29 protein-coding genes are annotated in these 24,073 nt (G+C 62.7%); 6 read left to right on the top strand and 23 right to left on the bottom strand.

Annotated elements, in window-relative coordinates:
• Positions 1–181: 181 nt before the first annotated feature.
• The 6 genes from SJY41_RS21855 (at position 182) to SJY41_RS21830 (ending at position 2,913) form a co-directional block, all read left to right on the top strand.
• Entirely contained in the window at positions 182–1,036 is an 855-nt protein-coding gene (locus tag SJY41_RS21855; protein WP_380778105.1) for a hypothetical protein, read from the top strand.
• 163 nt (positions 1,037–1,199) lie between these two features.
• Positions 1,200–2,051 (top strand): Lar family restriction alleviation protein, encoded by an 852-nt coding sequence (locus SJY41_RS21850; RefSeq protein ID WP_380778103.1) that lies wholly within the window; start codon positions 1,200–1,202, stop codon positions 2,049–2,051.
• Positions 2,048–2,206, top strand: coding sequence for a hypothetical protein (locus SJY41_RS21845; protein ID WP_380778102.1), 159 nt, complete (start codon positions 2,048–2,050; stop codon positions 2,204–2,206). The genes SJY41_RS21850 and SJY41_RS21845 overlap by 4 nt, the downstream gene beginning before the upstream one ends.
• Complete coding sequence (locus tag SJY41_RS21840; RefSeq protein WP_380778100.1) at positions 2,203–2,412, top strand: hypothetical protein; 210 nt, start codon at positions 2,203–2,205, stop codon at positions 2,410–2,412. Before SJY41_RS21845 ends, SJY41_RS21840 begins: the two co-directional genes overlap by 4 nt.
• Complete coding sequence (locus SJY41_RS21835; RefSeq protein ID WP_380778098.1) at positions 2,409–2,624, top strand: hypothetical protein; 216 nt, start codon at positions 2,409–2,411, stop codon at positions 2,622–2,624. The genes SJY41_RS21840 and SJY41_RS21835 overlap by 4 nt, the downstream gene beginning before the upstream one ends.
• A complete protein-coding gene (locus tag SJY41_RS21830; protein ID WP_380778097.1) occupies positions 2,611–2,913 on the top strand; it encodes a hypothetical protein in 303 nt (100 codons plus the stop codon). Before SJY41_RS21835 ends, SJY41_RS21830 begins: the two co-directional genes overlap by 14 nt.
• An 831-nt stretch (positions 2,914–3,744) precedes the next feature.
• Here the strand turns inward: SJY41_RS21830 and SJY41_RS21825 are convergent.
• The 23 genes from SJY41_RS21825 to SJY41_RS21715 form a co-directional block, all read right to left on the bottom strand.
• Positions 3,745–3,927, bottom strand: coding sequence for a hypothetical protein (locus SJY41_RS21825; RefSeq protein ID WP_380778095.1), 183 nt, complete (start codon positions 3,925–3,927; stop codon positions 3,745–3,747).
• Entirely contained in the window at positions 3,924–4,259 is a 336-nt protein-coding gene (locus tag SJY41_RS21820; RefSeq protein ID WP_380778093.1) for a hypothetical protein, read from the bottom strand. Before SJY41_RS21820 ends, SJY41_RS21825 begins: the two co-directional genes overlap by 4 nt.
• Entirely contained in the window at positions 4,256–4,525 is a 270-nt protein-coding gene (locus SJY41_RS21815) for a hypothetical protein (protein WP_380778092.1), read from the bottom strand. The genes SJY41_RS21820 and SJY41_RS21815 overlap by 4 nt, the downstream gene beginning before the upstream one ends.
• Complete coding sequence (locus SJY41_RS21810; RefSeq protein ID WP_380778090.1) at positions 4,522–5,076, bottom strand: glycoside hydrolase family 108 protein; 555 nt, start codon at positions 5,074–5,076, stop codon at positions 4,522–4,524. Before SJY41_RS21810 ends, SJY41_RS21815 begins: the two co-directional genes overlap by 4 nt.
• Positions 5,073–5,477 carry a hypothetical protein gene (locus SJY41_RS21805; protein ID WP_380778089.1) on the bottom strand — a complete coding sequence of 135 codons (405 nt, stop codon included), beginning with the start codon at positions 5,475–5,477 and terminating at the stop codon, positions 5,073–5,075. The genes SJY41_RS21810 and SJY41_RS21805 overlap by 4 nt, the downstream gene beginning before the upstream one ends.
• On the bottom strand, positions 5,470–5,784 hold the full coding sequence (locus SJY41_RS21800) for a hypothetical protein (RefSeq protein WP_380778087.1): 315 nt from the start codon (positions 5,782–5,784) through the stop codon (positions 5,470–5,472). Before SJY41_RS21800 ends, SJY41_RS21805 begins: the two co-directional genes overlap by 8 nt.
• 33 nt (positions 5,785–5,817) lie before the next feature.
• Positions 5,818–7,974 carry a hypothetical protein gene (locus tag SJY41_RS21795; RefSeq protein WP_380778085.1) on the bottom strand — a complete coding sequence of 719 codons (2,157 nt, stop codon included), beginning with the start codon at positions 7,972–7,974 and terminating at the stop codon, positions 5,818–5,820.
• A 24-nt stretch (positions 7,975–7,998) separates the two neighbouring features.
• On the bottom strand, positions 7,999–10,887 hold the full coding sequence (locus tag SJY41_RS21790) for a hypothetical protein (protein WP_380778084.1): 2,889 nt from the start codon (positions 10,885–10,887) through the stop codon (positions 7,999–8,001).
• The gene (locus SJY41_RS21785) at positions 10,887–11,645 is read right to left on the bottom strand and encodes a hypothetical protein (protein WP_380778082.1); all 759 of its coding nucleotides are present in this window, start codon (positions 11,643–11,645) and stop codon (positions 10,887–10,889) included. Before SJY41_RS21785 ends, SJY41_RS21790 begins: the two co-directional genes overlap by 1 nt.
• 44 nt (positions 11,646–11,689) lie before the next feature.
• Positions 11,690–12,310 carry a hypothetical protein gene (locus tag SJY41_RS21780; RefSeq protein ID WP_380778081.1) on the bottom strand — a complete coding sequence of 207 codons (621 nt, stop codon included), beginning with the start codon at positions 12,308–12,310 and terminating at the stop codon, positions 11,690–11,692.
• 496 nt (positions 12,311–12,806) lie between these two features.
• A complete protein-coding gene (locus SJY41_RS21775; protein WP_380778079.1) occupies positions 12,807–13,289 on the bottom strand; it encodes a GNAT family N-acetyltransferase in 483 nt (160 codons plus the stop codon).
• Positions 13,289–13,792, bottom strand: coding sequence for a hypothetical protein (locus SJY41_RS21770; RefSeq protein WP_380778077.1), 504 nt, complete (start codon positions 13,790–13,792; stop codon positions 13,289–13,291). Before SJY41_RS21770 ends, SJY41_RS21775 begins: the two co-directional genes overlap by 1 nt.
• Positions 13,785–15,191: a packaged DNA stabilization protein gene (locus SJY41_RS21765; protein ID WP_380778075.1), complete on the bottom strand. Its 1,407-nt coding sequence runs from the start codon at positions 15,189–15,191 to the stop codon at positions 13,785–13,787. The genes SJY41_RS21770 and SJY41_RS21765 overlap by 8 nt, the downstream gene beginning before the upstream one ends.
• Positions 15,191–15,598, bottom strand: coding sequence for a packaged DNA stabilization gp4 family protein (locus tag SJY41_RS21760; protein WP_380778074.1), 408 nt, complete (start codon positions 15,596–15,598; stop codon positions 15,191–15,193). Before SJY41_RS21760 ends, SJY41_RS21765 begins: the two co-directional genes overlap by 1 nt.
• A gap of 421 nt (positions 15,599–16,019) precedes the next feature.
• Positions 16,020–17,360, bottom strand: a complete 1,341-nt coding sequence (locus SJY41_RS21755; RefSeq protein ID WP_380778072.1) for a hypothetical protein — start codon at positions 17,358–17,360, stop codon at positions 16,020–16,022.
• A gap of 22 nt (positions 17,361–17,382) precedes the next feature.
• Positions 17,383–17,877 (bottom strand): hypothetical protein, encoded by a 495-nt coding sequence (locus tag SJY41_RS21750; protein WP_380778071.1) that lies wholly within the window; start codon positions 17,875–17,877, stop codon positions 17,383–17,385.
• On the bottom strand, positions 17,877–18,269 hold the full coding sequence (locus SJY41_RS21745) for a hypothetical protein (protein ID WP_380778069.1): 393 nt from the start codon (positions 18,267–18,269) through the stop codon (positions 17,877–17,879). Before SJY41_RS21745 ends, SJY41_RS21750 begins: the two co-directional genes overlap by 1 nt.
• A gap of 73 nt (positions 18,270–18,342) precedes the next feature.
• Positions 18,343–18,798 carry a hypothetical protein gene (locus SJY41_RS21740; RefSeq protein ID WP_380778068.1) on the bottom strand — a complete coding sequence of 152 codons (456 nt, stop codon included), beginning with the start codon at positions 18,796–18,798 and terminating at the stop codon, positions 18,343–18,345.
• 12 nt (positions 18,799–18,810) lie between these two features.
• Positions 18,811–20,079, bottom strand: coding sequence for a P22 phage major capsid protein family protein (locus SJY41_RS21735; protein WP_380778066.1), 1,269 nt, complete (start codon positions 20,077–20,079; stop codon positions 18,811–18,813).
• A gap of 99 nt (positions 20,080–20,178) precedes the next feature.
• Positions 20,179–20,637, bottom strand: coding sequence for a hypothetical protein (locus SJY41_RS21730; RefSeq protein ID WP_380778064.1), 459 nt, complete (start codon positions 20,635–20,637; stop codon positions 20,179–20,181).
• Positions 20,630–21,493 carry a hypothetical protein gene (locus SJY41_RS21725; RefSeq protein ID WP_380784441.1) on the bottom strand — a complete coding sequence of 288 codons (864 nt, stop codon included), beginning with the start codon at positions 21,491–21,493 and terminating at the stop codon, positions 20,630–20,632. Before SJY41_RS21725 ends, SJY41_RS21730 begins: the two co-directional genes overlap by 8 nt.
• On the bottom strand, positions 21,477–21,656 hold the full coding sequence (locus SJY41_RS21720) for a hypothetical protein (protein ID WP_380778060.1): 180 nt from the start codon (positions 21,654–21,656) through the stop codon (positions 21,477–21,479). The genes SJY41_RS21725 and SJY41_RS21720 overlap by 17 nt, the downstream gene beginning before the upstream one ends.
• Before the next feature lie 137 nt (positions 21,657–21,793).
• Complete coding sequence (locus SJY41_RS21715; RefSeq protein ID WP_380778057.1) at positions 21,794–24,070, bottom strand: portal protein; 2,277 nt, start codon at positions 24,068–24,070, stop codon at positions 21,794–21,796.
• Positions 24,071–24,073 lie beyond the last annotated feature (3 nt).

The raw sequence follows: 24,073 nt of genomic DNA, 5'->3' as shown, positions 1-24,073 counted from the left end.
CTGCCCTCCGAAGGCAGAGGCCACTGGTTCGAATCCAGTCGGGTGCACCAGAAAACCTAGGGTTTTCACCACCAGCCTCGCGCCATGCTCGCACTTTGATGCAGCGATTTACGCGCACAAAACCGGAACGCGCGTACACGGCTCGTACAAGGGTTTTGACGTTCGCGAATCGGGTGGCGCTATGAGCGGCAACCCGTACTTTATTACCGGCCCTGCGCTGATCTCGTTCTCGGGTGGGCGCACGTCGGGCAGAATGCTCAAGCACATCGTCGAGGCGCACGGCGGCAAGCTGCCAGATGACGTGTTCGTGTGTTTCGCCAACACCGGGAAGGAGCGCGAGGAAACCCTCCGCTTCGTTCACGAGTGCGGTACGCGCTGGGGCGTTCATATCCATTGGCTGGAGTTCGTTACCGATCTTCGCAAGGGTGGCGCGACCAGCCGGTACGAGGAAGTCGGTTACAACAGCGCTAGCCGTGAGGGTGAACCGCTCGACCGGCTGATCGCTCGCAAGCAAGCCCTGTTCTCGACCGTGACCGGGCGCTGGTGCACCCAGTATTGCAAGGTCGGTGTCCTTCACGACTTCATGGAAGCGCAAGGATACCCGCGCGGCACTTACACCGAAGTGATCGGGTTCCGCGCCGACGAATACGACCGGGTGCACGAGTTGCCCCGCAAGCCGAACAACGCCGACCGTAAATTGCGTTTCCCCCTCGCCGACGCCGGTGTCCGTAAGGCTGACGTGCTGCGCTGGTGGGAGTGCCAGCCGTTCAATCTCATGCTCGAACGCGGCACCGGCAATTGCGACAACTGCCCGTTTCTCAGCGACAAGGCCCGGATTGCTCGCGCTCGCCGCGACCCGGTCGGCCTCGACAATTATTGGGGCGCGCACGAGCGCAAGCGCAACTTCTCGTTCGGCTACATGAGCGTCGCGGACATTCTCGCGCACATCAAGAACAACCCTTTGCTGCCAATGAGCGACATCGAGGAAGACGCTGCCGATAGCGAGTGTGTCGGCTGGTGTGGAGGGGCGGCATGAAGCCCTACGGACCCGATAACAATCGCGGGCGCAGCGACGGCGGACACTGCGTCCATCACCGAACTGCCGACAATCCCAAGCAGCACGCGAAGGCCGTGGCAAAATCGCTTCGGCATGCCGCGCGTCAAGAAGCTCGCGCCCTCGTCAAAAAGGATCATTCAGCATGACACAGAATGTCACCCAGGATCGCTACAAGGGCTGGCTGTTGTCGTTCGACCACCCGCCGATCCCATGCCGGCAGTTCGATTGGTCGGCTACGCATCCCGATTACGATGGCGCGGACGACAGCAACGACGACCGGGGTCTCCAAGCCGCCACGCGGGACGAGTTGGTCGCAGCGATTGATGCATGGACCGACGACGCTGCCATTGATGCGTTCGCGGATAAGATGAGGACGAAGATGGCCGCAAGCCGAGCCAAGGGGCGAGAGGGCTGGAACGACCCCGAGCGGTGTTCGCCGGATACCCTTGCGCGGCTAATGTACGCGCACGCTGAGAAGGGCGACCCGGTCGACGTCGCGAACTTCTGCATGATGCTCGACCACTACGGGGCGTCTACTTCGGTCGGGGCTTTGGACCACGAGCGCGAGATCGTCTCGATAATCTGCAATGCCGTTGCTGATGTACGCGCCGCAATGCAGCCGTTTATCGCGCTGATTGATCGCGTCGAGGGCTTCGACGGCTGGTGCGAGGCGCGAAACCTGAGTGGTGAGCGGTTGAAGGATAGCCCGATTTACGTGGCGGCGTATCTCGCCGCGCGTGATCCGCAGTATCCGAGCAAGTCGGTCTCGGTTCCGGATGCGTCACACGAGCTACTCCCCTGCCCGTTCTGTGGAGCGCGCTCGCCCACAGAGTCCATCACGCGGGCTACCGAAGACCTGACGATCTGGTCTGTCGAATGTGGCGCGTGTGGGGCTGAACGAGCGAGCGATACCAGCGCGGAAGAGGCTCAGGCTCTGTGGAATACGCGGCCATCGCCAACTCCATCCACCACCAAGACTGGAGCACTGACATGAAGCCCTTCCCGTTGTTTCTACTTATGGTGCTGATCGCTGACTGGCTGGTGCGTCATCAAGTGCCGTGGTGGGCTTCGATTGCTGTGCTGTCGGTGTGTTTCTTGACACTGTTCCGGGACGCCTCCCCCCTCATACAATTGGAGCAAGCAGCATGAGCGAGAACAACCCGGCGACTGTCGGAACATTTGCATGCCCGATTTGCGGCAAGGATACGCCGCACTACCACAGCCCCGAAGAGGTCAGCGAACACCGCGAGAACGAGGCGTGGGTTGAGGCAAGCTGGCAGCAGATACGCCCAATCTTGTTTCCTGAGCCCACCCCCACCTCCGAGACCGACCAGCTTGGCGGGGTGGCGGTATGAGGCTGTATGCGATCATTCTCGCCGGCGCGCTGGGCTGGTTCATCGGCAAGGCGCTGAACGTGCCTGTCTGGCGCGATGGCTGGGACGTTGGCGATCGAACGGACATCGCACTTACCGCTGCGATCCTCATGTGGGTGCTGAACGCGATCGCCGACGACCGCCACAAACGCACCCCACCCCCAACATCAGGAGCCGACGATGGGATTGCTTGAAGAGCGGGTGCTTGCCGAACGGCTGCGGCAGTTCGTTGCTATGCCGGCGATGGCGTATCCAGGTATCGGCACGATCGCGAAATGGTGTGGCGATGCTGCGGACCGGATCGAGGAACTGGAGGCAGCATTGCAGCCGTTCGCGAAAGCCGGTGAGATCGTCGGAGAGTCGAACGGCTTTTCAGACTTCTACGTTTACAGGCCAGCGGCGGGCGAGGACTATGCGATCTATGGCGACCACCTACGCCGCGCCCGTCACGCCCTCGCTCTGTCGAAAGGATCGGAGGGGTGAGGAAGCACCGGCACATCATTGTCGCAGGCTGCATAGTCCTGCTGGCCTCGATCGCGGACAAGGCGGGGTATCATGCGATTGCTATGGTCGTGATGGGATGCCTCATCGGGCATTTCGCAGCGCAGTTAGATAAGAGGCGCGCTCCGTAGCCAGCGGGGCGGCGCTCTACGAACACCAACCCCGCCGACCCTAGCCCGATGCCGCGATGGCAGAGCGGGGACCTGAAACTGGCGTCGGGCGCGGTTACGATCCACATTCGCCTCCGGGTCTAGAAATCCCGTCAGCAGCACCATGCCATACCCAACTATGTCGCTGCGGCCCGCGGACCCGGTTACTGGCGCACCTGTTGCCCGATAGTGGACACCGCCGCAGCGAAACCCTCTTGCCACGACTCGGACAGAAATGCTAGCGGGTATGTATCGCTGCTGCCTGAGGGTGGCTTTAGACGAGACCATAGGAGGTTGCCATGCACCTCACCCGGAAACGGGTTGGCAGTCGGGAAAGACCGACCTGTTCTTACCACCCCTAGCGGAATCGTTCCCGACCTGTTCTAATGCGGCGCATGACCGACACCACGAGCCCGATGGACCTAGACAACATGCGGTCCCTCGGTATCCGCTCGCTCCATCTGTGGTGCAGTTGCGGTCGTCATGCTGTGGTCAACGTCGACAAATACCCCGGAAACTACGAGGTGCCGGCGATGAAGCGGTTCTTCCGGTGCAGTGCATGCGGGAAGCGCCCGAAAGAGGCCAGACCGAACGGGGCTGACATGCGGCGTGATCCGTTTGGCTCGGGGTTGGTCATTACGGAGAAGAACGGGGCTATGCGGTATTAAGCCCCCAACCGCTTCCCGATCTGCCGCCCCGCCTCAGCCTCTACCGCATCGACCAGGATGTCCTTGACCTTCTGCTTGGTCATCGGGTTTGCAGGATCCGCGATGGCCTTTCCGATTGCGGGGAGGACGATGCGCTTTAGGAGTAAGTTGGCGATTGCGCCGAGGCCGGGGATTTTCATGGTTGAACGTCCTTCACGTTGACTGGGTCTGCAGGCGTGCCGGTCGGCCCGTCCTGTGGCGGCGTGCTGGCCTGGGCAGCGGCGATCGCTTCGAATGCCTTGGTGTTGTTGTCGGCTCGCTTCTCGTCGATCTGATTCTGGCGGAACAGCAGCGCCCCGATGGTGCCGAGCAAACCGGCGAAGGCGACGACGGACTTGTCGGCGATCGCGATCAGGCTATCCGGCAGCGCAACGCCGCGGATGCCGCTGACGACAATAGGGGCAAGCGCCACGATCAGGGCGGCGCCGATTGCCGCGAGGAATGCGCGATACTGCATCTCGGTCGAGTTCATATCTCGTTCTCCTCCACGCCATCGGTCAGCTTCGTGATCGCAGCCTGCAACACGCCGATCGCGGTGAACCGGTCGAGCGCTCCCCAGCCGTAGATCGAGATGGCCTCGCCGTGGCTGAGTTGCACGCCGACCATCGCGCGGGTTCGGTCGTCGTCATCGGTTTCAGCCTCGATGCTGTCCGCCGACTTGCGCAGCATCGCCGGCACGTCGCTGGCGTTCTTGTCGTAGAGGGTGGCGACTAGGGCTAGTTCGGGGCGCTGGATCATGCCGCGATCCCAATGCGGTTCGCGATCCAGCCGTAGAAGAACGCCTCATTCGCCGGACGTGCTTCCGTGATGTCGGCGTATCGTCCGACCTGGAACCCGTCGATCGTCTTGAGAAGCACTTCCTCGCCGGCTACTCCCCGCCGCTGCTTATAGCTTTGCAAACCGGCTATCGACATCGCGCCGATCTGGCCGTCGACCAGCATATCCGGATAGAGCGTTGCGCCGGCGTTCAGCAGGTTGAGCGCGCGCTGTAGGAAGCCGCCTGCAATCGCCTGCCCCATGTTGATGCCCGTATCGAACATCTCGGCAGCGACCCTCGGGAAGACCGTAGCGACCTGGTCGAACCGCACGTCGGTCCAATAGCGGCGCTTGTAGATCGTCACCGCGGATTCGCGCGGGAACACCTGCATGTCGCCCTTGTAGCCGAACGCCCGCGCCACCTGTTCCGTGACGCCCCAGCGCGTCGGCCCGCCCTTGTCTGCCGGGTGGTTCGAATAATCACCTTCCCTGCCGATTACCTCGTCGACGAGCTGGTCGATGGTCTTGGTCATTCCGCGTCCTCCGCTGCCGTTATCTTGCCGCTGTGAAGCCCAGCCTTTTCCGTCGCCAATTCCAGCTTCTGCGCGGCGCGAACCTCGCGAGCCTTCGCAGCGATTGCCACCGCACGACCGGGGTCGATCTCGATCATGTTCAGGATCATATCGAGCACCTGTTCGAGGTTGCCGATGTTGTGCCGATCGACGCGCTGCTCTGCCTCCAGCTCGGTAATCCGACGCCGCATCCCCTTCATGTCCGCCGCGCGTTCCTTCAACAGATTGCCCTCTCGTTCGTCGGTGAGCTTTTGTGTGATGGGCTTTTGACGGATCAGCGCGACGACGATCAGGCCAACAGCGGTCCAGATTCCAACCCCGCCTGGCGTGATTTCCGCGATCCATTTGGCGATGCTATCCATGGTCGAAGTCCTCGCCAGCGGTAGCCAGTGGCTTGCCGCGCCCGTAGGAAACCATCAGCCGGATCACGTAGAGACCCGTCAGGAAGCCGACGAAGTAGATCGCCTTCCATGACCCCAGGTCGTTCGGCGCGATTAACCAGCGGGCGATATGCGAGTTCATCACCAGCGCGACGAGGAACACCGCCAGGCGCATTGCGTCTCCGGTTCGCGCACTGCGTTGCCGGAAGGCTGCGTAATAGGCTCCGGGCGCCGCGTAGAGCATCGCAGCGCCCCAGACGGTTAGATGTGCGATCCAGTAAGTGTTCACGCCCCTACCCCTCCCTGTTGTGGATGTGGGTCATCAGTACTGGTACGCCCCATAAGTGAACGGTGCCGACGTCAGGTCCGTCCAGAGCTGTGTGTTGGCGCCAAGGACCGACAGCTTCAGGCTGTTCGTCTGCGTCGTGATCGAAAACACGTCGCCGGCAGTGCTGGCTTCGTTGCTGACCTGGATCGTGATGACGCCGGCCGAATTGAACGCCGTAATCCGCCGCATCTGCACGCCAACGCCGGGTTGCTCGCCGAAGATGTAGCCGTACAGGACCGTACTGACCGGCAGCGGGATAACGACGCCGGTCGTCTGCGATACGTTCGCCTCGACCAGCACGATGGGCACGCGCTTGAACGGTAGGCCGGCGCTGCCGAGGTGGCTGATTGTGGCGCCGGTAGGCAGGAACTCGGTGTGTAGCGCCCCGGCGATCTCCTCGAACGTGGGCACGCGGATAACCGCGCTTTCGCCGATCGCCATCTGGATATCGACGGCGCGGTTGATGCCCATGCCGGCAGCGGTTTGCGCAGGCGTGCCCTCAGGCCGGACCGCAATGCGCGGAACAAAGGCAGGCTGAACCGCTGCGATTCCCGCTGGAGACTCGACCAGCGATTTTGCCAGCTTACGGAAGGCTGGCGCGATGACCTCATCGACACAGACGCTGTTCCAGTGAACGATCTGCAGCGGGTCGTAATATCGATCCTCGCCGTGCCTCACGACGGCCCGAACGTAATCGAACATCACGTCGAGCAGGACAGCGTTATACGCTGATGCCGCGGTCTGCTGTCGGATGTCCTGCGACACCAATTGCTCTCGCGTCAGGATCTCGACAGGCGTACCGTCGACGTCGATGAACCCGAACGCCTCTGTAAAGCTCGGAGTTAACTCGGTGAACGGATCGATCGCGACCCGCCAGATCGTCACCCGCGTTGGGCCCGCCGTCGTCAAGGCCACTGGGGCGCCAATCACGTAGTCGTAGGCGTTGACCGTGGCGACGTTGTTCAGGACGAGCTGCGCCTTGTTCACCGACACCGAGGCGATGCGGTAATATCCGCCGTTGACGATAGGCGAGAGCAGATCCGGGTTTGCTACCCAGATGATCGCACCCGGATAGAGTGAGCTATCGTCGAACGTGCCTGCATCGGACGTGATCGTGTTGCCGCCAGAGAACGATACGAGCAGATCGCCATCGGGTGCCTGGTCGTTCTTCTGCCCGCGCTGGAAACTGCGTGTCGGATACGACGTCGGCACCGTGTAATTGAGCGCGCGGCCCTGCACTGGCAGCAACGTCACGGGATCCGTACGGGTCTGCTTAGACTTGCCGACGTGCGGCATTGGCGGGATCATGTTGATCACGTCGCAGTTGTGCTCGTCGCACCAAGCGTAGATGGCGGCCATGAATACCGGCACGAGACTGCGCGTCTCGCCGACGTTGAAGTTCTCGGGCGAATAGTCGTTGGTGCCGTAGCAGCCGATAAGGAGATCGGGGCCGTACTCCTCGGCATATTCCCGCGGAGACTTTGGACGGTCGATCGCCGCGTTCCAACCGGAATAGGCCGTTCCGTTGACGCCGAGATTGATGAACTCCCATACGCAGTTACCCTGCGGATCGAGCGCGGCTTTCAACTCACGCAGCGCGATCTCGACGGGGCTGTTGCCGGGCCCAGCCAGCCCTCCATCCTCGTTGAGCATGTTCGACGAGCCGAAGCCTGCAATCTTGATCGGCGTGGTCGAGAAGGCGCGATCGCGGACTGCGCGTGACAGATGCGGTAGCGCAGCTAGGGCAGACTCTGAATGCTGGTCGATTGGGCCCTGAAGTCCCTCGTCTCCTTTATCGCCCTTCGCACCGGGATCACCTTGCGCGCCGGCTGCGATCGGGAACTTGCGACGTGACGCGGGGATGCCTGCGCCAGTTGAGCCAGCATAATAGACGATGCGCCCGGCACGGTTACGCACCCGGACAGAGAAAAGCTCGTCCTCGCCGAACACGTCGGACGGCGTACCGTCTCGCACGATGTACCCGCCCGACGTGCGCAAAGGCTGGGCGGCCGGAATGGTCTTAGCGGCGTCCCAATACAACGGGCTCGGGGTCGCCTCCGGGTTGCCATAGGCAGGCCCAACCCAGACGTAACCGCCCTCTAGCGCCGTCGCGTCAAGGTCGACGAAAACCTGATAGGTGCTGTCAACCATTGCTGCTACGCTCCACGGATGCGATCATTGTTGCGCCCCTTCTGCTGGGGCCTGTTGCTGGCTGTTTTGCCCGTCGATTATCTGGGCGGGTGCAGTGCCTTCCTGCGCGGTTGCTGGGACGGAAGCTCCTTGCGTCAGTCTCCGAAGCCCCGATTGAATCCCAAGGACATCTTGAGCGATGGCCGGCTCAGCCTTGGCGATACGGGTTAGGCGCTCTGCCCAAGCTTGAGAGGCTGCGGGTGTCGGTACGCGTGGAGGACGCGCCAACCATCGAGCGAACCGCGGCGATGCCAGTAAGCGGCCTGCGCCGTAGGTAAGACCAAGAACCTTGCCGACCGAGGCGTACGCTGCGGCGCCTTCCGCCAGCTTGATAGCACCGCCGCCAACCCCGAGCGCAGATGCGCTGTTCGAATGATTATTGAACTTCTGGGCTTGTTTTGCCGACGAGGCCACGCGGGCTAGATCGTTGAGAGCCGCGCGTCCCTCAGCACCGAGCAGACGGTTCTTTGCGGTCTCGCCAATATCGTTCCAGTGTGTCAGAAACGTCGAAAGCGAAAACACCTCGCCCGTCTCGTCCTGATTGCCCTTGGTCGCCTGCCCAAGCCGCTGGACTAGGGACGCGCGAACGATGCCCTGCTCGTTGGCCGGCAATGCATCCAGGAAGCCGACGAACCGGCGGTTATTGCCGCTCATTGCCGACTTCAGCGCGCCGACGATCTGTTCGCCCGACTTCTCGGTATTTTTGCCAAGGATAGGCTCGAGCTCGTCATCGATAACGCGCAGGCGCTCGGACCAAAGGCGATCGGCGCGCCGGTATGCATTGGCTGCGCGATCGAGACCTTGCGATCGCAGGCCATTGACGATGTCGTCGGTCGCGGCGGTAACGACACGATCTGCGACTCGCTGGATGTTGGAACCGCGAAGGCCCGTAGCCTCAAACTGGTCCCGGACAGCCGTCCGCATGTTCCGCAGGCCGCGGATAGTATTCGGCTGCTGCAAAGCGTCGCGAAGGCCTTGGAGGACCGCCAAGCCGGGGCTCGCAACTGGGCTTTCTTCAAGCGGTCCGATCTCTTGATTGAGCACGCGCAACGCGTCGGGCGTATCCACCCGGGCTTGGCCGCCAGCAGATTCCGCGACGTCATAGATCCGCCCGATACGTTGCCCGGTCGTCCGGATGTACTGATCAGCGCCAGCGCGCGCGGCTTCACCTGCGGCCTCCGGATTAGTTGCCATGCCAAGCGAAGCGGCCACGCGATCGCGGACAGCCTGCGAAGTGTCGACGGTAGCTTGTGCAGCCCTGCGTACAGCACCGCCTCCGCCGATCGTCTGCGCGACGCCTGATGTCGCCATCCGCGTTGCTGTACCGCCAACGTCAGCAGGCAAGGGCGTAATACCCTGCCGCTCCATAGCGGCGAGGGTCTGCTGCCCTTCAGTAAGCGCTGGAGCCACGCCACGCGCAGCAGCAGCCCGACGCGCCAGCACTGCACCCCCACCAAGCGACAGCGCACCCGCAGCAGCACCGCCGAAAGCAGCGCCACCAGCCGCGCCGATAGCGCGATCGCCTAGACCGCCTTCAGCCTCACCCGCGCCATAGACGGCACCGATCCCAGCGCCCTCCATGGCCGAACGCATGGCAAAGGTCCGGTTCGCCTGCATCGCGGCAACTTCACGACCCAGCCCCTGCCGGATCGCCGCAACACCAGCCGCGCGCGACGCGGCACGCGCGCCGGCGAACTCGATCCCACCCAAGGGGAGCGAGCCGACCATCTGCCCGGCGAAGCGCGCGACACCGCTGTTCTGCTCGTCGAACAGTTCCTGGCCGCGGCGACGGTCGAGGTTCTGGTCGTAGGTTCCGCCCTGCGTGACGGTATCCGCCAGCGCGCCAGCCTCGTCGAGAAAGCCCAGCGTCAGCGCATTCCCAGCGCCGCGAGCAGCCGCACCCACCGAGCCGTCGCCAGCATCAACAGGCGCTACTTCGGCCTTGTCGTAGCTGACACCGATGCGCTCGGTGCCGCCCTTGCCGTAATAGTCCGCGATTTGCTGTGCGTTTGCGTCAGGCAGCACACCGGCGCCCAGCGTGTCATAATACTGCTTGAGCTGCGCCGCGTTCGGCTTCGTCAGCGAGAATTGGTAAAGCTTCTCCTGCGCCTCGGGCGACAGCTTCGAGACGCCAGCCGCGAGTTGCGGTCCCTCGCCGTTGAACTGCACGCCTCCGCGACTGTCAGGACCGCTTGGCGGAGTTGGACCCGCCGGGGGCTGGCCGCCAGCAGCAACCGCTGCCCCCGTCGTGCCGGATTTAGGATCACCTCCTTTCGCCTCTGTCGCACCGGGAACCGCGAACCCGGACTTCTTCAGAGCCTCATCGATCTGTGGAGCAGCGCCACCGGCGCCGATGCGCGCAGACTGAAGCAGCGTGTTGAGCCGCTTCGTCTTATCCTTGATAACCTCGTCGCTGTCGCCAAGCTGGGGGAAGTAGCTCTTACGGTAACCGGTCAGCTGCTCCTTCGTATACGCCGCGCCCGTGCCGAGTGTCAGCGCTGCGTCAAGGATGTCACCCTGCGCGGCCTCAACTCGCTGGCGGTCACTGCCGGTTAGGCTGTTCGCGATCGCTTCGGGCGCCACGCCACGAACAGCCTCCTGGAACCAGCCAGGTCGCTGCTGATCCGCGGGCACGTCGTTGAGCTGGTCCAGCGATCCCGCAAGACGTGTCGCTAGGAAGGCAGTCTTACGCTCCCCCTCAGATACCTTGCCGCCCGCAGCGCCGGCCGCAGACGAACCCAGCAGCCCCTGAGACGAATAGCTGTCGAGTTCCTTCTGGACCTCTGGCTTCAGCGTTTTCCCGAGCGACTCCGCGCGCGCCTTCGCCGCCTGTAGCAGCTGAATCCGCTCCTTTAGCTGTCCGGTCGCAGCCATTACTGAATCAACGCGTCAAGTTGGGAGTCGCTGAACGCCCCCTTCTTTCCGCCCTTACCGCCGCCAGCTGCCTTGCGATCGGCACGATCCGAAGCACGCTCAGCGCGAGCGCTTGCGGCGTCCCCGCGAGCAATGGCCGCGTTCGTGGCACGCTCGCTGTTCGTCACGCGGCGCTCTTCTAGCTCGGCCCGGCGGTCAGCACGCTCATTGTCAGCCCGCTTGTCGTCGGCCTTACCACCAACGCCGAGCGTCTCCATGACACTTGCCGCATGATCCGACCCGACAAGCCCAGCCATCGCGTACGACAGGTAAGCTGTAGCCTCCTTGGCCTTCCCAGCCTTGATCATGTCGACCGCGGCCTGAGTGTGCGAGGTATCGATGCCGCTGTTCTTAAGTGCCTCGATCCGCTTCTCCAGAGTGGACGCCGCCAGGTCATTGTTGCCAGCGGCTAGCGCGCCAAGGGCACCGAAGCCCGTCCCGATCAGATCCTGCTTCTGCGAGGTCGTGTAGCTGTCGCCTGCCTTCTGAAGTGCAGCGGCCTGCTCGGGATGCTTTAGACCGATATCGCGCAGACGTGTTGGCGTTGGGTCAGCCTTGTACGCTTCGACATCCGCCAGGTATGCGGCGTGCTCCTGCTGGTCGATCGTAAACTTGTCGCGCGCGAGTTGGGCCAGCTTCTCCTGCCGCTGGTTGTCCGCCTCGATGTTCTGCTTCTGCTGACGAAGCTGAAGGCCCTGCACCAACGGGCTGAAGTCCAACCGCGTCTGCATCGAATTGTAATCAATAGGTCCCATGGCCATCGTCAGAACCCCGCAATCGCGCCAGCTGCTTGCAGCATGGTGTTGTAATTGTTCGCCACGACGTTGCCCTTGGCGATCTGCCCACCCGCGATCGCGGCGCCTTGCTGGTTGAGCAGCGAGCCGATGTTATTCGCCGAGTTCATCGCGTTGTTGCCCACGCCCGCCGCGGCGTTCTGCCCCAGCGAGGTCAGCCCGTTCAGGTTCTGCATCTGGTTCTGAATGGTCGTGTTCAGCAGGTCGGCACGAAAGCGCGACAGGCTGTTCTGCGTGTTGCCGCCCCGAAGCCCGCCAGTTGCGGACGCGTTCGCCAGAATCGCTTCCTCGCCCTGCTGGACGCCGCTGGTGTACTGAGGCGAGGACAGGAGCGCGCTGATCGACGTCTGCTGGTCGGCTGTGCCGTTGAGACCAAGCAGCGCCATCTGCTGCGTGAGGGAAGCGGTGCCGGCGTTGACGAATGGTTGCTGAAGGCCACGAGCCTCACCGCGCGCGGCTACTTGCTCGGCGATAGCCTTATCTGCGGCGGTTGCCTGCGTTTGAGCTGCTGCCTGCGCACCTTTGGCGGACTGGTTCGCGCCGGTGATACCACCGAGGACTGAACCAATCGCGTCGCCGATGAAACTCAAGCCCGTTGCTCCGAAACAAGTTCAGGAGCACGACCGGACTGTGCAATACGCGGTGGCTAAGGTATGCCACGGCGATTCGGGTATTGCAATACCCGCGGGAGGATGAATGCTGTTTCTTGCTGTCGCGTTGCAGGTGACGACCACGTGCAATCGTTTATTCGATACGGTCACATGCCGCAGCTATGGCGGGCCAACCGTTCTCGTCACCGAGCCCACGGCGCCGCGCTCAACGAAACGCTACGGACATGATGTGCCGCAAGCCAAGGACCTATACATCGGCTGCGCCCTAGCTGAGAAGGGTGAGGACGTTCCGGTCGGGGTAGACGATGTCGCCCCTTTCAGCGCTGCGAAGTGCCTATTGGTCGCAGGCGTTGCGGTGCAATCGGCTGAAAAACAGGGGGCCAAATGCCTGCCAACTGCTGCCGAAATGCCCCGAGCATACCGGGCGGTGTATGATCTCCTCCCGGCGTCGGCGCGTAACGGCGATGCAATGCAACTAATGGTTGCTGCCGTGGCCTATCGCTGTGGAGAGAAGGGCGCCCCTAACTAACCCTAGCACGACAATGTCAGTCGGCACCCCGCCAACCATGCAAGCCGAGCGCCGCACACCCTCGTCGACAAAGCCTAGACGCCGGCAGTAGTTTGCTGCGGACGGCAACGAGCCGAGCACATAGGCGGTAGCGCGTAACACGTCAGGGGTTGCGAACACCGTATCCAAGAACAGCCTCCCGAGCGCGCGACCGTGCGGGATAGCGGGGCGCAGCATCGCGGCGTGAACCTCGACCTCCCATCGCGTGAACTGAACGGCGATAAACACGCCGACGAGCGAGCCGTCTACGTAGGCGCCGTGGTAGCTGACGAGCGGGTGGTCGATATAACCAGGCTCGCGTCCGTCCTGCGCAAGCTTGGCGTGCACCCACGGGTTACAGAGGATGGCGTTGGTCGCGGCGCTATCCTTGATCGGCTGTACAGACAGCATCAGCTCTTCAGTGATTGGTTCGAGCGCCCATCCACGATCAGCGCCGCGACCCGCGACGTAAGTGCTGCGACCTGGTCCATCAGTGCTTGCACATCAGAGGGGGTGTAGACCGCAGAGGCGGTGCCCCCGGCGTAGGCGGGTAAGGCGCTGCGTGAGGCCCCGCCGCTAGGCGCCGAGAACACGGGGCCCACGTTTTTCGATACCTTCGTGTCCGCGAGGTCATAGGCGTCATCCGCGCGGCCCTGTGCGGCATCCGCCCGCGTACCAGCGTCTTCAGCTTTGCCGTCCGCTGTTTCCGCCGCCTCTTGCGCTCCTGTGGCCTTGCCATCCGCGGCCTCAGCAGCAGCCTGCGCATCGCCGACGTCAGCGGGAGCGAGCTCGTAAACGGCGCGTTGCAAGTCCCCATAAGCCTGAACCGCAGACGGGCTGGATCCAATGCCCGACGCCGCAATCTCGCGATCGGTGAGGAACGTGTACTCGTTGTCTGTGACCCTGCTAACCATTCAAGGGCTCCAGTTGAGCCTCCAAGCGCGCGAAGGCCGCGGCGCCGGTGACCAGCCCGGAGAACCGGTAGCCACGCCAGCGCCTGATCCGCCCACCCCGACGCCAGCCCGGCCGCGTCTCACGTTCGCCGATCGCACCAAGCGATGCCGTCCGCTTCTGGCTCCAGGTTACGCCGTCGTCGGTGTAGCTCATATCGACGAACGTCTCGGTGACGGACCGGCCACCCAGCGGCACCAGCTCCAGGTCATGTACGATCGCACCGGCTCGCCCATTGTAAACCAGTGGCGTGTCGAACTGGAACGCGTACTCGGCACCGAACAGCGTCGGCTCCATCTCGTCGACCACCCCGATCGCGCTGACGGTCCCGCACCACCACTGGTTGTTATAGAACGTGAAGTGCCGCGCGGGGTAGGCAAGCGATAGATCAATCCCGCCCGCCAGCCGCGACCACACGGGAAGGTCGAATTGCTGTGATGCCGTCCAGTGATAGACCCACGATTCGGTCGGAAGGTGGACAAGCAACTCGGTCATGCCTGCGCCATTGCGCGCCTCGAGCTCGACCAGCACCAACTCGCTTTCGGTGAGCGCGGCCAGAGCGTCGTCGAGGCCGCGGGGGCTGATCCGAATGCCCTGCCCCGATCCCGCAAGGTAGATCGCAGGCGACTCATTCCGGCCCGAACCGCAGAACGCGAACGTCTCGACGAACGGCGTGAACCCGTGCGGTCCGACGCATCCTTTCGGTATCTGCCCACCACGCGACCGCGCGAACGGGAAGCCGGTAGAACCTCCGTTGATAAAGACCTCGATCGTGTAGCGGTTCAGCGCATAGACCTGCCCACGCAACGCCAGCACGCCAGTTACCGGGTCCGGGTCCGCTTCCGAGGATCCGTACTTGAGCGGGTCGACCGACGTCGGATCGTTCAGTTCAGTCACGACCAGCGAGGCGCCGTCAGTTGTGATGAAATAGCCATCCTGCCAAGCCATCGAAAGCACCGGCCCAAGGTCGGGATCGGTCACCTGCGTCAGGTTCGTGCCGTCGTAATACCAAAGGTCACCGCCCGATGCGATGCCGAGACGGTCGAAGGACTCTGCAAACGTGACCGGACCGCCAAGCCCGACGTTGCCGACAGCGAGCACATGGCCGGTCGTTGCGACGCGGTATAGGAAGGTCCCCAGCACTCGCAGATGCTCACCCTTGAAGACATAACCGCCGCGGTCCTCGCCCAGCGTGTCAGCCATCTTGCGCAAGCCCGGCGCTACCTTCAGATAGCCTTTGCTGATGCCCGTCCCGGTGCCGTCGCCGCTCTCCGCGATCGGCATTAGGTTGACCGGAAACGAACGCGCGAAATCCGCCGTCGTCTTGGCGTAGATGCCCGACAGGATGGGGATCTGCACCATCAGTACGAGAACCGGCGATAGTATCGCTCACCACCACCATGCGCGACGGACTGCGCGCGCTGTGCTGTCGGGATTGCGAGCGTCTTGGCGGTGGCAAGGTCATACCCGCGCTTGGCGTCTTTGGTGAGGCCAGAACCCGGCGTTTTGCCGAAATCTGCGGCCATCCGGAGCGCGAGGTTCGCGATCACGCCCTGATCCGACCAGCTGGGCGTCGTCATCTCTTCGGCGTCGTTATCGCCATCACTAGGAGTATGACGGAGATCAACGCCGACCGCCGCCCACTCGCCCAGCATCGTATCCAGCGAGTCCCGCGCCTGCGCTCGCTCGTCAGGCGTCACGTCGAACTCGTAGTCGCCCATCGCGAGGCGTCCGAAGGCTCGAGAGAGGATGCTGGCTCTGGTGGTCATATAGCACGGCTCCGCATGAATTGCTGGAGCGGTGCCGGCGCCGCTTTTACTCGACGGTGGTGATATAGCTTAAATGTGGGGTTGTTGGCTAGCCCTTGTCACCATTGCCGATCCAGCACACATTCCCAGCACTCCTTGGAACCAGCATCTGTCACAGTCCCGCAACTGTGACAGCGCCCGCCATCGGGGTTCGCCCGGCGGGTAGACTGCGCGCTCCTCCTTGAGTTGTTAACCTCTCCCACAACCGATGCTAGCCGGCTGAAAATGCGTAGGCACCAAGGAAATGCTCGGATCAAGGCTCACCTCTTTTACCGCCTAATCGGGAAAGATTAATCCCCCGGCGAGCGCCATAACGCGACACGCCAAAGCGGTAAACTCATTTGAAGGATTTACCGTTGGTAAGTGTCTTAACACTTTGTTATTACATGTAGTCCATTAAGAATGCGCGTGTGGCGTTGGCCTCGTCAGCATAGTAAAGGTCGTTTCCGTGGAGGCCGTCGAATATCTCCCCAAGCGCGTTTAGCGCCGCCCAGCCGCCAGTTCGCGCATGGTTGTTGATAAACAGGAGATCATTGGATGCTGCTAATTCGGCCATCACCGCTACAACTTGAGCCTGAGCGTCGGCCGTCGCTAAGCTGAAATCGCTCGGCATACCTGTCATCAACAGGCAGTCGCCGCTCAACTTTGCCTGTGTGATGAGTGCCTGGAGGCTTGTTCGGTAGGTCGCGATAGGGGTTGCGCTTGCTGTGAGCGCCTCGTTAATTGTTAGCGCAATAATTGTCAGGTCCGGCCCAATTACCGACTGCCCCCTAATCGCACCAAAAGTAAACGCTGAACTAGCAAACACCCATAAGCCAGCGGTGGAAGACGACCAACCCGCGCTGACAACATCGACTGCTGGCACGGTGCTATCAAAAGCGATAACACCTGTGATGAACACAAGACCGGAAACACGGGAGAGGTTGAGCGTGTGCGCACCTCGCGTGACCGTGATCGTCGTTTTAATGAACCCGTCTACCCCATCCTGGACAACCGTTTGCAGCACCGCGCCGCCATCTACGGCTGCGGTGAAGGCCCCCAGCCCGGAATTGCGCGGCGAGTATATCTCGATGGTGTCGCTTTGACCCGGAATGGCGAAGTCCATGCTGTTCGTCGTCGTACCGTTGAAGAACATCGGACCGCCGACACCATCAGCAGTCCCGTAAGTCCAACCTGCACCGAAGGTCAGACGCGGATCATAGCCGGTTGCGAAAACACCGTTGCCGCCACTGCCCTTGGTGGTGCCAGTACCCATGAAATTCGTATGGACAGCAAGTAGGCCGGCTTGGGAAATACCCTCAGCCAAACGTACCCCGAAGCTACGAGCGCGAGCGCCGGTAAGCGCGGGAAATCCGCCACTGCCAGCGCCAACGCCGACCTTCGTGCTATCCCCGACAATCAAGATCCGTCCCCGACCTTTACCCGCCCGCACACGTGCCATCGCTCTCCGCCACTTTGGCAATGCGCCTATCCGGGCAACGACGGCCCGTGCCGTGGGGTCAGCGAATCCTACGCCAGAAGCTACGGCAGCATCTACCGAGGTCTGAGTTAATGTACCAACCGCCATGGACTTGCCCGCCAGATAAGCCGGGTAATCGAACGACGCGTCAAGCTGGTTATCCGCCTGCCCCGCGTCGATCAGCGCACGCTCTGCGGCCTGAGTACCAGTGTAAAGCGCGTTGGTCTGCTTGCCATAAGCAGGAACGAGAAGGCGGACGGTCATGCGGCGTTCCTTGCGATATGGGTCATACTGGAGCCCTCACCAGCACGTTGATCCAGACAGGGGTGGTGACGGGGGCTATGATGTTCGTGACAGCGCCCAGCAGGCTGACGACGATCGTCTTGGGCACGCGCTGCACGAGGATCACGACCTGCGTGTTCGTGGCGCTGTTCTCCTCGACGCTGGCGTCATTGCGATAGGTCGCGCCGTTGGGTGTCTCGGCTGTCGTGGTGACCGCGGGCTTGGTCCCAGCAACGTACGGCATCGGGTAGGTGAACACCGCCCGGCCATTGGCATCGGGTGTAACCTGGATCCGCAACGCCTGCTGACGGTTTGCGCTGGTCAGGCCATCGGCGATAGCCGCGTCGGCCTTCGTCATGGCGCTGTCAGCCTTGGCCAAGACCGGCGCGATAGACTGGTCCATCAGCGCCTGGACTTGGCCGATCGTCACACCTGGAGGCGATACGAGCTGGGCGTGCGCAGGCGTTGCAACAAACGCGAGAAGGGCGAGCCAGCGCATTACTGGACCTGCGCCGATGCGAACGCGTAGGCGACCGCGGCTTTTGTCGTGCAGCTCGTGGACGATACGAACGCGGCAAGCCCGTTATAGAATGGGAGGGGCGCGGGGAATGTGTCGCGCAGCCCGGTATTTATCGCGACAGGCATGCACCAGCGGATCAGGGAAGGCGTCAACGCGCCGTCTGCGGGGACCGTCAGGCTATCGTATAGTACGGCGTACCCAGCCGTCGCGCCATTGACGATGTTGACGCTGCTAGCCTGCCCTACGCCGGTCATTACGACGGCTCCAGATGCGGCGCCGCTCGACTGGGTCTGAACGGCGACGGGGCGGGCGGTTTGAGCCGTGGCAGGCGACGCGACCAATGCCAGCGCCAGTAAGATGATATTGCGCATCAGGTGTCCCCCTGCCCCGGTTCTCAACGTGGGTGACGCAGTCGGGGGTATTCCCGCGCCACCCACGTCAAGCTTACAGGCCGCTGATGAGCGACATGTCGTTGGTGTACGCCGGGCCAGCCGACGTCACTTCGCCGATCTCCGAACCCTTGAGGCCGAGGCGCTTCAGCAGCGTCTTGACGTACGGGGTACGATTTTGGCCAGCGCGCTCGAGCTTTAGCAAGCCAGCTGCCATCACGTCGGTGACGGGGCTGTCCTTACCGTTCACGCGCTTGTCGAACGCATCGGGCGCGTCCTCCAACATATACGCATACTGCTGCGACTCGTCCGAGCCGGGCCAGCGATCGACAGCGGGGTCGCCCGGCTGCGCGCCATCGGTCAGAGAGATACGGGCATCCTTGGCGGCGTCCTTCACCGCGTCCAGAGCGCCTTCGTGGCGTGCCTTCTCCGCTTCCGCGTCCGTGACCGTGAGGCCAGCGGGCGCGTTGTCGGCGAGGTTCGTGCCGGTCGTGTCTTTCTTGGTCGTCATCGTGTCCGCTCCTTATGCCTGATTGAACATGACGACGCCGGCCTGGTCGGGCGCGAGAAGCGCCGTGCCGAAGTCGATGTCGACGCGAGCCTTGAGCGACAGGTCGTTGATGTTGCCCTGGCGCGTGTAGGTGATCGGAAGACCGAGAACCGGCGTGGTTGCCTTCATCACCGACCAGCCGTCGCCTGCATCGACCTTGAACGAACCCGGCAGCAGCAGCACCGAGCGACGCGAGAAGAACGGGTTGATCTCCGCGGTCGTGGTGTTGAGCCACGTGATCGTCGCACCGTTTGCAGGCGTGGCGGTCACGTTCTGGTATTCGCGGCCGGCGATCGTCGCACCACCGTTCGAGATGATCGCAGGGGCGATCGTCAGCGTGTTGGTCGACGTGTTGACAGCAATCACGCGGAACGTCTGTAGCTGGCCGGTGTCCTGCTTCGAGATCCGGTGCATCGCATTGACGCCCGCGATCGTGAAGGCATCGCCCTGCTTGACCGAGGCGATTGCAGCAGCAGTCACGACGAGCTGCGAATAGCGGTTGTCGCGGTTGACCTGCTCGCCGTCCGGTTCGGTCGTGAACGCGGCAGGCTCCCAGTACTGGTTGGCGCCGTTGACGGTCGTGGCACCGCCAGCAGCCGCAGCTAGGCGGATGGGCTGGTCGTCGCGATAGACCTCGTAGTTCGCGATATCGATCAGCTTCGTCTTCTCGTAGGCCGAGAGATTGACGCCGTTCATGGTCTGACGGCTGGCGAGGTTGGATGCCATGCCGATCGCGGCGCGCGTGCCGATGAAGGCAACGCGGTCGTCGACCGGAACGCCAATCTCGTCCATCTGCGCCTGGCTGACAGCGAGGTCGTCGAAGCCGGTCGGCGCAACGGTGCGTTTGGTGAAGATCGCGGCCTCGAGCGCGACGCGACGGCGAACCGCGGCGTTCACGTCCGATGCGAGCTTGGCCTTCGCCGAGTCCATCCAGCGCGTCATTGCCCGCTCGTTGCGCAGGTTCTTCGACGACAGCACCTTGGGGCTAGCCTTGTGGAAGCCGACCGATGCCGGCACGACCAGTTCGGTCAGGCCGTCGAAGTTGCTGGTCTGATCGAATCCGTCGTAGCTCGAGCCGATCATCGGCGTGTCGACCCAAACGCGATCGCGCGTGTAGACCATTTCGGCCGGGGTAAGCTCGTCGAACAGCGTCGCGGCCTGCCCGTAAGCAAGCTGATCCTCGAATGCCTTCACCATGTTGGTGAATGCGACGCGCTCTTCCTTGAAAAACGATGAAGCCATGTGGTGATCCCTGAGTAGCGGGGCCGAAGCCCGGTTTCGCCGCTACTCAGACATCACGGTTGTCTGGGGACCGATGGCGCGGGTATCCAGATACCCGAACTATTCGGCCAGTGCAAGCGTTTCCGGTGGCCCCTTCGAGGAGCCCTTCCCACCGGTCTTGGTCGCACGCTCAGCCGCCAGCTCGGCACGCAGCGCGGCGATCTCGTCGTCCTTCGCGGTCGTTGCTGCGGCCATCCCGGTCACAACACCATGCGCGGCCTGCGGGCTGATATCCCAGCCATCAGCAGTCAGCGCCTCGGCCTCGTCGGCGGTCTCGGCGATGATCGTGTCGCACAGCAGCCCGGCGAACTGGTTATCGATCCGCACCTCGCGTGGGCGCCCGTCGTTGTGCGTCGTCAGGACCGTCGTCTCTTCGACATCGGTCATGCGATACATCATCCGGGGGTATGCGGAGAGGTATTCGCTGGACGTGTTCTGCGCGTCCTTGTCGAGCCGCGAGAACTCGGTTTCCATCGCTGCACGAAGCAGCGCCTTTTCGCGTGCGGTCAGATTAGCCACGGCGTTTCATCTCCAAATCACGATCGTACTTGATGAGTGCGGAGTAATCCCCGCTGGTGTCGGCATCGCGTTCCAGGCGTGCGCGGCGGGCGTCTCCCTTAGCAGCGCCGCCAGTGCCGCCCCGCACCGGCTCGATCGGCGTTGTTGCCGGTTTGCGTCGTTCCACCTTGACCTCCTTCGCCATCACGGCTGCTTCTGCGATGAACTCGGCGGGATCGTTGACGAGGGCTTTCAGCTTATCGAGGCTGGCGGCGGACGTGCCGAGATACAGCATCAGGCCCGCACCGTTGCCTCGCGCCGCCTTGATCAGCATCGCCTGCTGCGTTGGATCGAACGTGTCCTCGACCTTAGCGCGCGCCGCATCCTTGCCGGTGACACGTAGAGCGCTCCAGCCGTCCTCGAACGCGCGCTGCTGCGTGTTGAACTTCTCCTGCGCCTGGCGGATCGATTCATCGCGAGCCGTTACTTGAGCATCGGCGTTGCGCTTCTTGTCGATCCACGCCTCGACAGCCTCGCCGTGCGCGTCCTCGTCGTAGTCGAAGTCTTCAAGCTTCGGGCGCGCGCCAACCTCGACGGGCGCAGCGCCAGCGCCTTCAAGCTCACGGACGCGGGCCTTCTGACGCTTCAGTTCCTCGCGAAGATTCCGGATGCCCTCGGGCTCGTCCTCGCCGCGGACATCGTCAGCACCGAACGTGACGACGTCTTCCTCTGCATCGTCGTCCTGGTCATTGCTGTCGTCGTCGAGATCGTCAGGCTCCTGATCGTTATCGTTCGCCTCAGCATCCGCCTCCTGCTCGTCGTCGAGATCCAGATCGGGTGCGTCTTCGGTGAAGTCGTCTTCAAGCTGCGTTGCCATCAACCCGCACCTCCTCAGCCAGTAGGTTCATGAGAAATACAGCGTCTTCAGCACCTAGATCGCCAATAACGTAGCGTAAGATGTCCGAGTGGGTATGATCGGCGTCAAACGTGACGCTATCGCCATCATCACGCACAATCGGCTCTCGCTTAATCTCTGCCATCCGGCGCCTCCGGATGGCCGTGCACGACCCAGCTTACCAATACATCAGCATCTGCAATGAACTGCTTCAGGTTCAACAGCCCTCCAGGGGGTGCGGGCATAGAGGCCAGTTGCTGAAAGGCCCAAATACGGATTTCTTCAACTTGCATTGTCTCTCTCCGGCTGGTTCATCTGTCGTTCGTGCTGCTCGACGCGCATGGATGCATCGACTGCGCCCATCGTGCGGTCGTGCTGGTGCTGTTCGTCGGTGTGCTCGATGTTCGTGGCGCGTTCGACCTCGTCCAAGACCTGCGCACGGTCGTCGCGATCGATCGTGGCGAGTGCGGCCGCGGTCTGCGCCTTGGCCTTCTCGGCGTTGGCTTCGGCGGTGATCCGCTTCGTTTCTGCCTCGATTAGCGCGACCTGCGCCTTGGTCTGCTCAGCCTGGGCGAGCATGAGTTGCGACTGCGCAACGATCATGTTCGGATCCTGCTGCTGACCCGCAGCCTCTGCGGCCTGCTGCAACTGCGCCGCCTCTTCCTCACTCGGCTCGACCCAGCCGCCTTGGAGCCCCTGCTTACGGATGAACGAGCGGTAAGCCTCGGTGCCTTCGCCCTCCATGTTGAGGACAGCGACACCCAGTGCGGCGTCTGCATTCGCGGCGTTGCCATTGGCGGTGTAGGCCGATGCGAGCCCAGTCATCGACTTCACCGTCGCATCCTGGCGCGTCTTGGTCGCAGGGCCGACGTCGACCACGACATCGTACTTGCCCGTCGTCAGGTCATTCACGCGGTGCTCGCCGCCATCATCGGTACGCGGCTCGGCGAGCGTGATGGTGGACTGCTTACCCTCGGCGTCGAGGCTGACCATCTTGCGGCCCTCCTCGACGTAGAGATCGCCGGCCATCGAAAGCCACACGCGCCCGCAATGTGTCAGCGCCAGCGAGAAGTTATCGTGCCAGAGGAAGTCTGTCACATCGCCGCGGTCGTTCACCAGCTGTATTGCAGCGGCCGACGTGTTCGCGGGGACAGTCTCGGGCTGGTCGTTCATCCCCATCAGATCGGGAATGTCGGCGCCGGCCACCTGGATCAGCGCTGCGGTCGCGGGCGAGACCTGAGCGGCGGGCAGCGTTCCCGACATGCCAGCTTGGATGATCGCGCCGTTCTCATCGTAGATCGGCTTCAGCAACAGCACGGCAGGCCGCTTGACCTTACGGCTAGCCCACGCGTCGAGGATCGCGGTATCGACCTGCTCAGGTGCAACGATCGGCGTGTCATCGCTCGGCCCGCTCGCGGACTCGGCAAGGTTGCTGACGACGATGTTGTAAAGCCTGGTCGCATCGATCGCCGGCCGTACCATGCCCTGCGCGCGCTCGATGCCCTGCACATACGAACGCTCGGCATAAAGCGGGATGATCGGGATGAACTTGCCTGGGATCGTCGTCGGGCCTTCGAGACATTCCGCGCCAGTCAGTAGGTAGCGGCGAACGATCTGGCGCTTGATCCGGCGCTGCTTGATCTGCTCGTAGCCCTGCTGCTCAAGCTCGCTCTCCAACGTCGGCTGGTCGTCGCGCTCAGCCTTTAGATCGGCGTCATCGAACGTACGCTCTTCGGGGCGCATGTCATCGGCGAGTACATTGACGCCCTTCATCTGGAAGGTGCGGCGCAGTACCGAGCGGTCTTCAACCTCGAAATACTCAGCCAGCGTCAGGCTATCCGGCTGAATCCAGTCGTAATCATAGTTGCTGACGCCATCGAACGTGGAAGGCGTGGCATCGGGGTACTTCTCTTCGAACGCATCCCGGCTCAGCGTGGTCAGCAGGAACGCGAACCGAGCGTCCGACTTGTCCTGGTGCTTGGCGTCCAGGTCGAAGAACATCGACTGATCCGCATCATAGATCGGCTCGAACCCGATACGCTGATTCTCGTTCGCCTCGTCTTCGTCATCTTCCCAGCGATCACGCAGACGCCAGCCACCCAGCCCGCCGTCAATCGCCTCGTCGAACGCGTTGTCCTGCGCAGACCCGAAGCCACCCGGGCTGTCGAGCATATCGGCGCGGTACAGTCCGTCGAGGTTGTCGGCGCTGGCTCGGTCGCTGTCGTCGCCCTTCGGTTTGAAGTCGACCTGCTTGCGGCTCGAACGGTACTCGCCTTTGACGCGGCGGATCGGGCGCAGAAACTTCGGCACCTCCATGCGGGGCGCGCCGGTGTCGATCGGGTCGCCGTTGTCGTCGACGGTCTCGCCGATCGCGTACTGGCCTTCCCACTGCGCTCCACGGATACGGGCAAAGCGGCGATCAGCCAGGTTCTGCATACGCTCTTCACGCACCACGCCCCAGATCGCGTCGAACCGCTTCATGGCCCGCTCGTGGACCTTCGCGTTACGCTCGCTCGTGGTCTCGCGCTTGGGTGCCGTGGTGTCGTCGGTGTCCGCCATGAC

It is taken from the genome of Sphingomonas sp. R86520, from assembly GCF_042466285.1.
GTDB lineage: Bacteria > Pseudomonadota > Alphaproteobacteria > Sphingomonadales > Sphingomonadaceae > Sphingomonas.
Note: the sequence above shows the minus strand (reverse complement) of the source record. Positions and strands in the feature narration are given on the sequence as shown.

Bases quoted from the DNA above. Each gene is read 5' to 3' on its own strand.
- SJY41_RS21790 (WP_380778084.1), bottom strand. From the start codon at position 10,887: ATGGCTGCGACCGGACAGCTAAAGGAGCGGATTCAGCTGCTACAGGCG.
- SJY41_RS21720 (WP_380778060.1), bottom strand. From the start codon at position 21,656: ATGGCAGAGATTAAGCGAGAGCCGATTGTGCGTGATGATGGCGATAGC.
- SJY41_RS21770 (WP_380778077.1), bottom strand. From the start codon at position 13,792: ATGGTTAGCAGGGTCACAGACAACGAGTACACGTTCCTCACCGATCGC.
- SJY41_RS21765 (WP_380778075.1), bottom strand. From the start codon at position 15,191: ATGGTGCAGATCCCCATCCTGTCGGGCATCTACGCCAAGACGACGGCG.
- SJY41_RS21735 (WP_380778066.1), bottom strand. From the start codon at position 20,079: ATGGCTTCATCGTTTTTCAAGGAAGAGCGCGTCGCATTCACCAACATG.
- SJY41_RS21830 (WP_380778097.1), top strand. From the start codon at position 2,611: ATGGGATTGCTTGAAGAGCGGGTGCTTGCCGAACGGCTGCGGCAGTTC.
- SJY41_RS21740 (WP_380778068.1), bottom strand. From the start codon at position 18,798: ATGACGACCAAGAAAGACACGACCGGCACGAACCTCGCCGACAACGCG.
- SJY41_RS21750 (WP_380778071.1), bottom strand. From the start codon at position 17,877: ATGCGCTGGCTCGCCCTTCTCGCGTTTGTTGCAACGCCTGCGCACGCC.
- SJY41_RS21855 (WP_380778105.1), top strand. From the start codon at position 182: ATGAGCGGCAACCCGTACTTTATTACCGGCCCTGCGCTGATCTCGTTC.
- SJY41_RS21715 (WP_380778057.1), bottom strand. From the start codon at position 24,070: ATGGCGGACACCGACGACACCACGGCACCCAAGCGCGAGACCACGAGC.
- SJY41_RS21825 (WP_380778095.1), bottom strand. From the start codon at position 3,927: ATGAAAATCCCCGGCCTCGGCGCAATCGCCAACTTACTCCTAAAGCGC.
- SJY41_RS21760 (WP_380778074.1), bottom strand. From the start codon at position 15,598: ATGACCACCAGAGCCAGCATCCTCTCTCGAGCCTTCGGACGCCTCGCG.
- SJY41_RS21755 (WP_380778072.1), bottom strand. From the start codon at position 17,360: ATGACCGTCCGCCTTCTCGTTCCTGCTTATGGCAAGCAGACCAACGCG.
- SJY41_RS21840 (WP_380778100.1), top strand. From the start codon at position 2,203: ATGAGCGAGAACAACCCGGCGACTGTCGGAACATTTGCATGCCCGATT.
- SJY41_RS21845 (WP_380778102.1), top strand. From the start codon at position 2,048: ATGAAGCCCTTCCCGTTGTTTCTACTTATGGTGCTGATCGCTGACTGG.
- SJY41_RS21820 (WP_380778093.1), bottom strand. From the start codon at position 4,259: ATGAACTCGACCGAGATGCAGTATCGCGCATTCCTCGCGGCAATCGGC.
- SJY41_RS21835 (WP_380778098.1), top strand. From the start codon at position 2,409: ATGAGGCTGTATGCGATCATTCTCGCCGGCGCGCTGGGCTGGTTCATC.
- SJY41_RS21795 (WP_380778085.1), bottom strand. From the start codon at position 7,974: ATGGTTGACAGCACCTATCAGGTTTTCGTCGACCTTGACGCGACGGCG.
- SJY41_RS21815 (WP_380778092.1), bottom strand. From the start codon at position 4,525: ATGATCCAGCGCCCCGAACTAGCCCTAGTCGCCACCCTCTACGACAAG.
- SJY41_RS21805 (WP_380778089.1), bottom strand. From the start codon at position 5,477: ATGGATAGCATCGCCAAATGGATCGCGGAAATCACGCCAGGCGGGGTT.
- SJY41_RS21745 (WP_380778069.1), bottom strand. From the start codon at position 18,269: ATGCGCAATATCATCTTACTGGCGCTGGCATTGGTCGCGTCGCCTGCC.
- SJY41_RS21850 (WP_380778103.1), top strand. From the start codon at position 1,200: ATGACACAGAATGTCACCCAGGATCGCTACAAGGGCTGGCTGTTGTCG.
- SJY41_RS21810 (WP_380778090.1), bottom strand. From the start codon at position 5,076: ATGACCAAGACCATCGACCAGCTCGTCGACGAGGTAATCGGCAGGGAA.
- SJY41_RS21775 (WP_380778079.1), bottom strand. From the start codon at position 13,289: ATGCTGTCTGTACAGCCGATCAAGGATAGCGCCGCGACCAACGCCATC.
- SJY41_RS21725 (WP_380784441.1), bottom strand. From the start codon at position 21,493: ATGGCAACGCAGCTTGAAGACGACTTCACCGAAGACGCACCCGATCTG.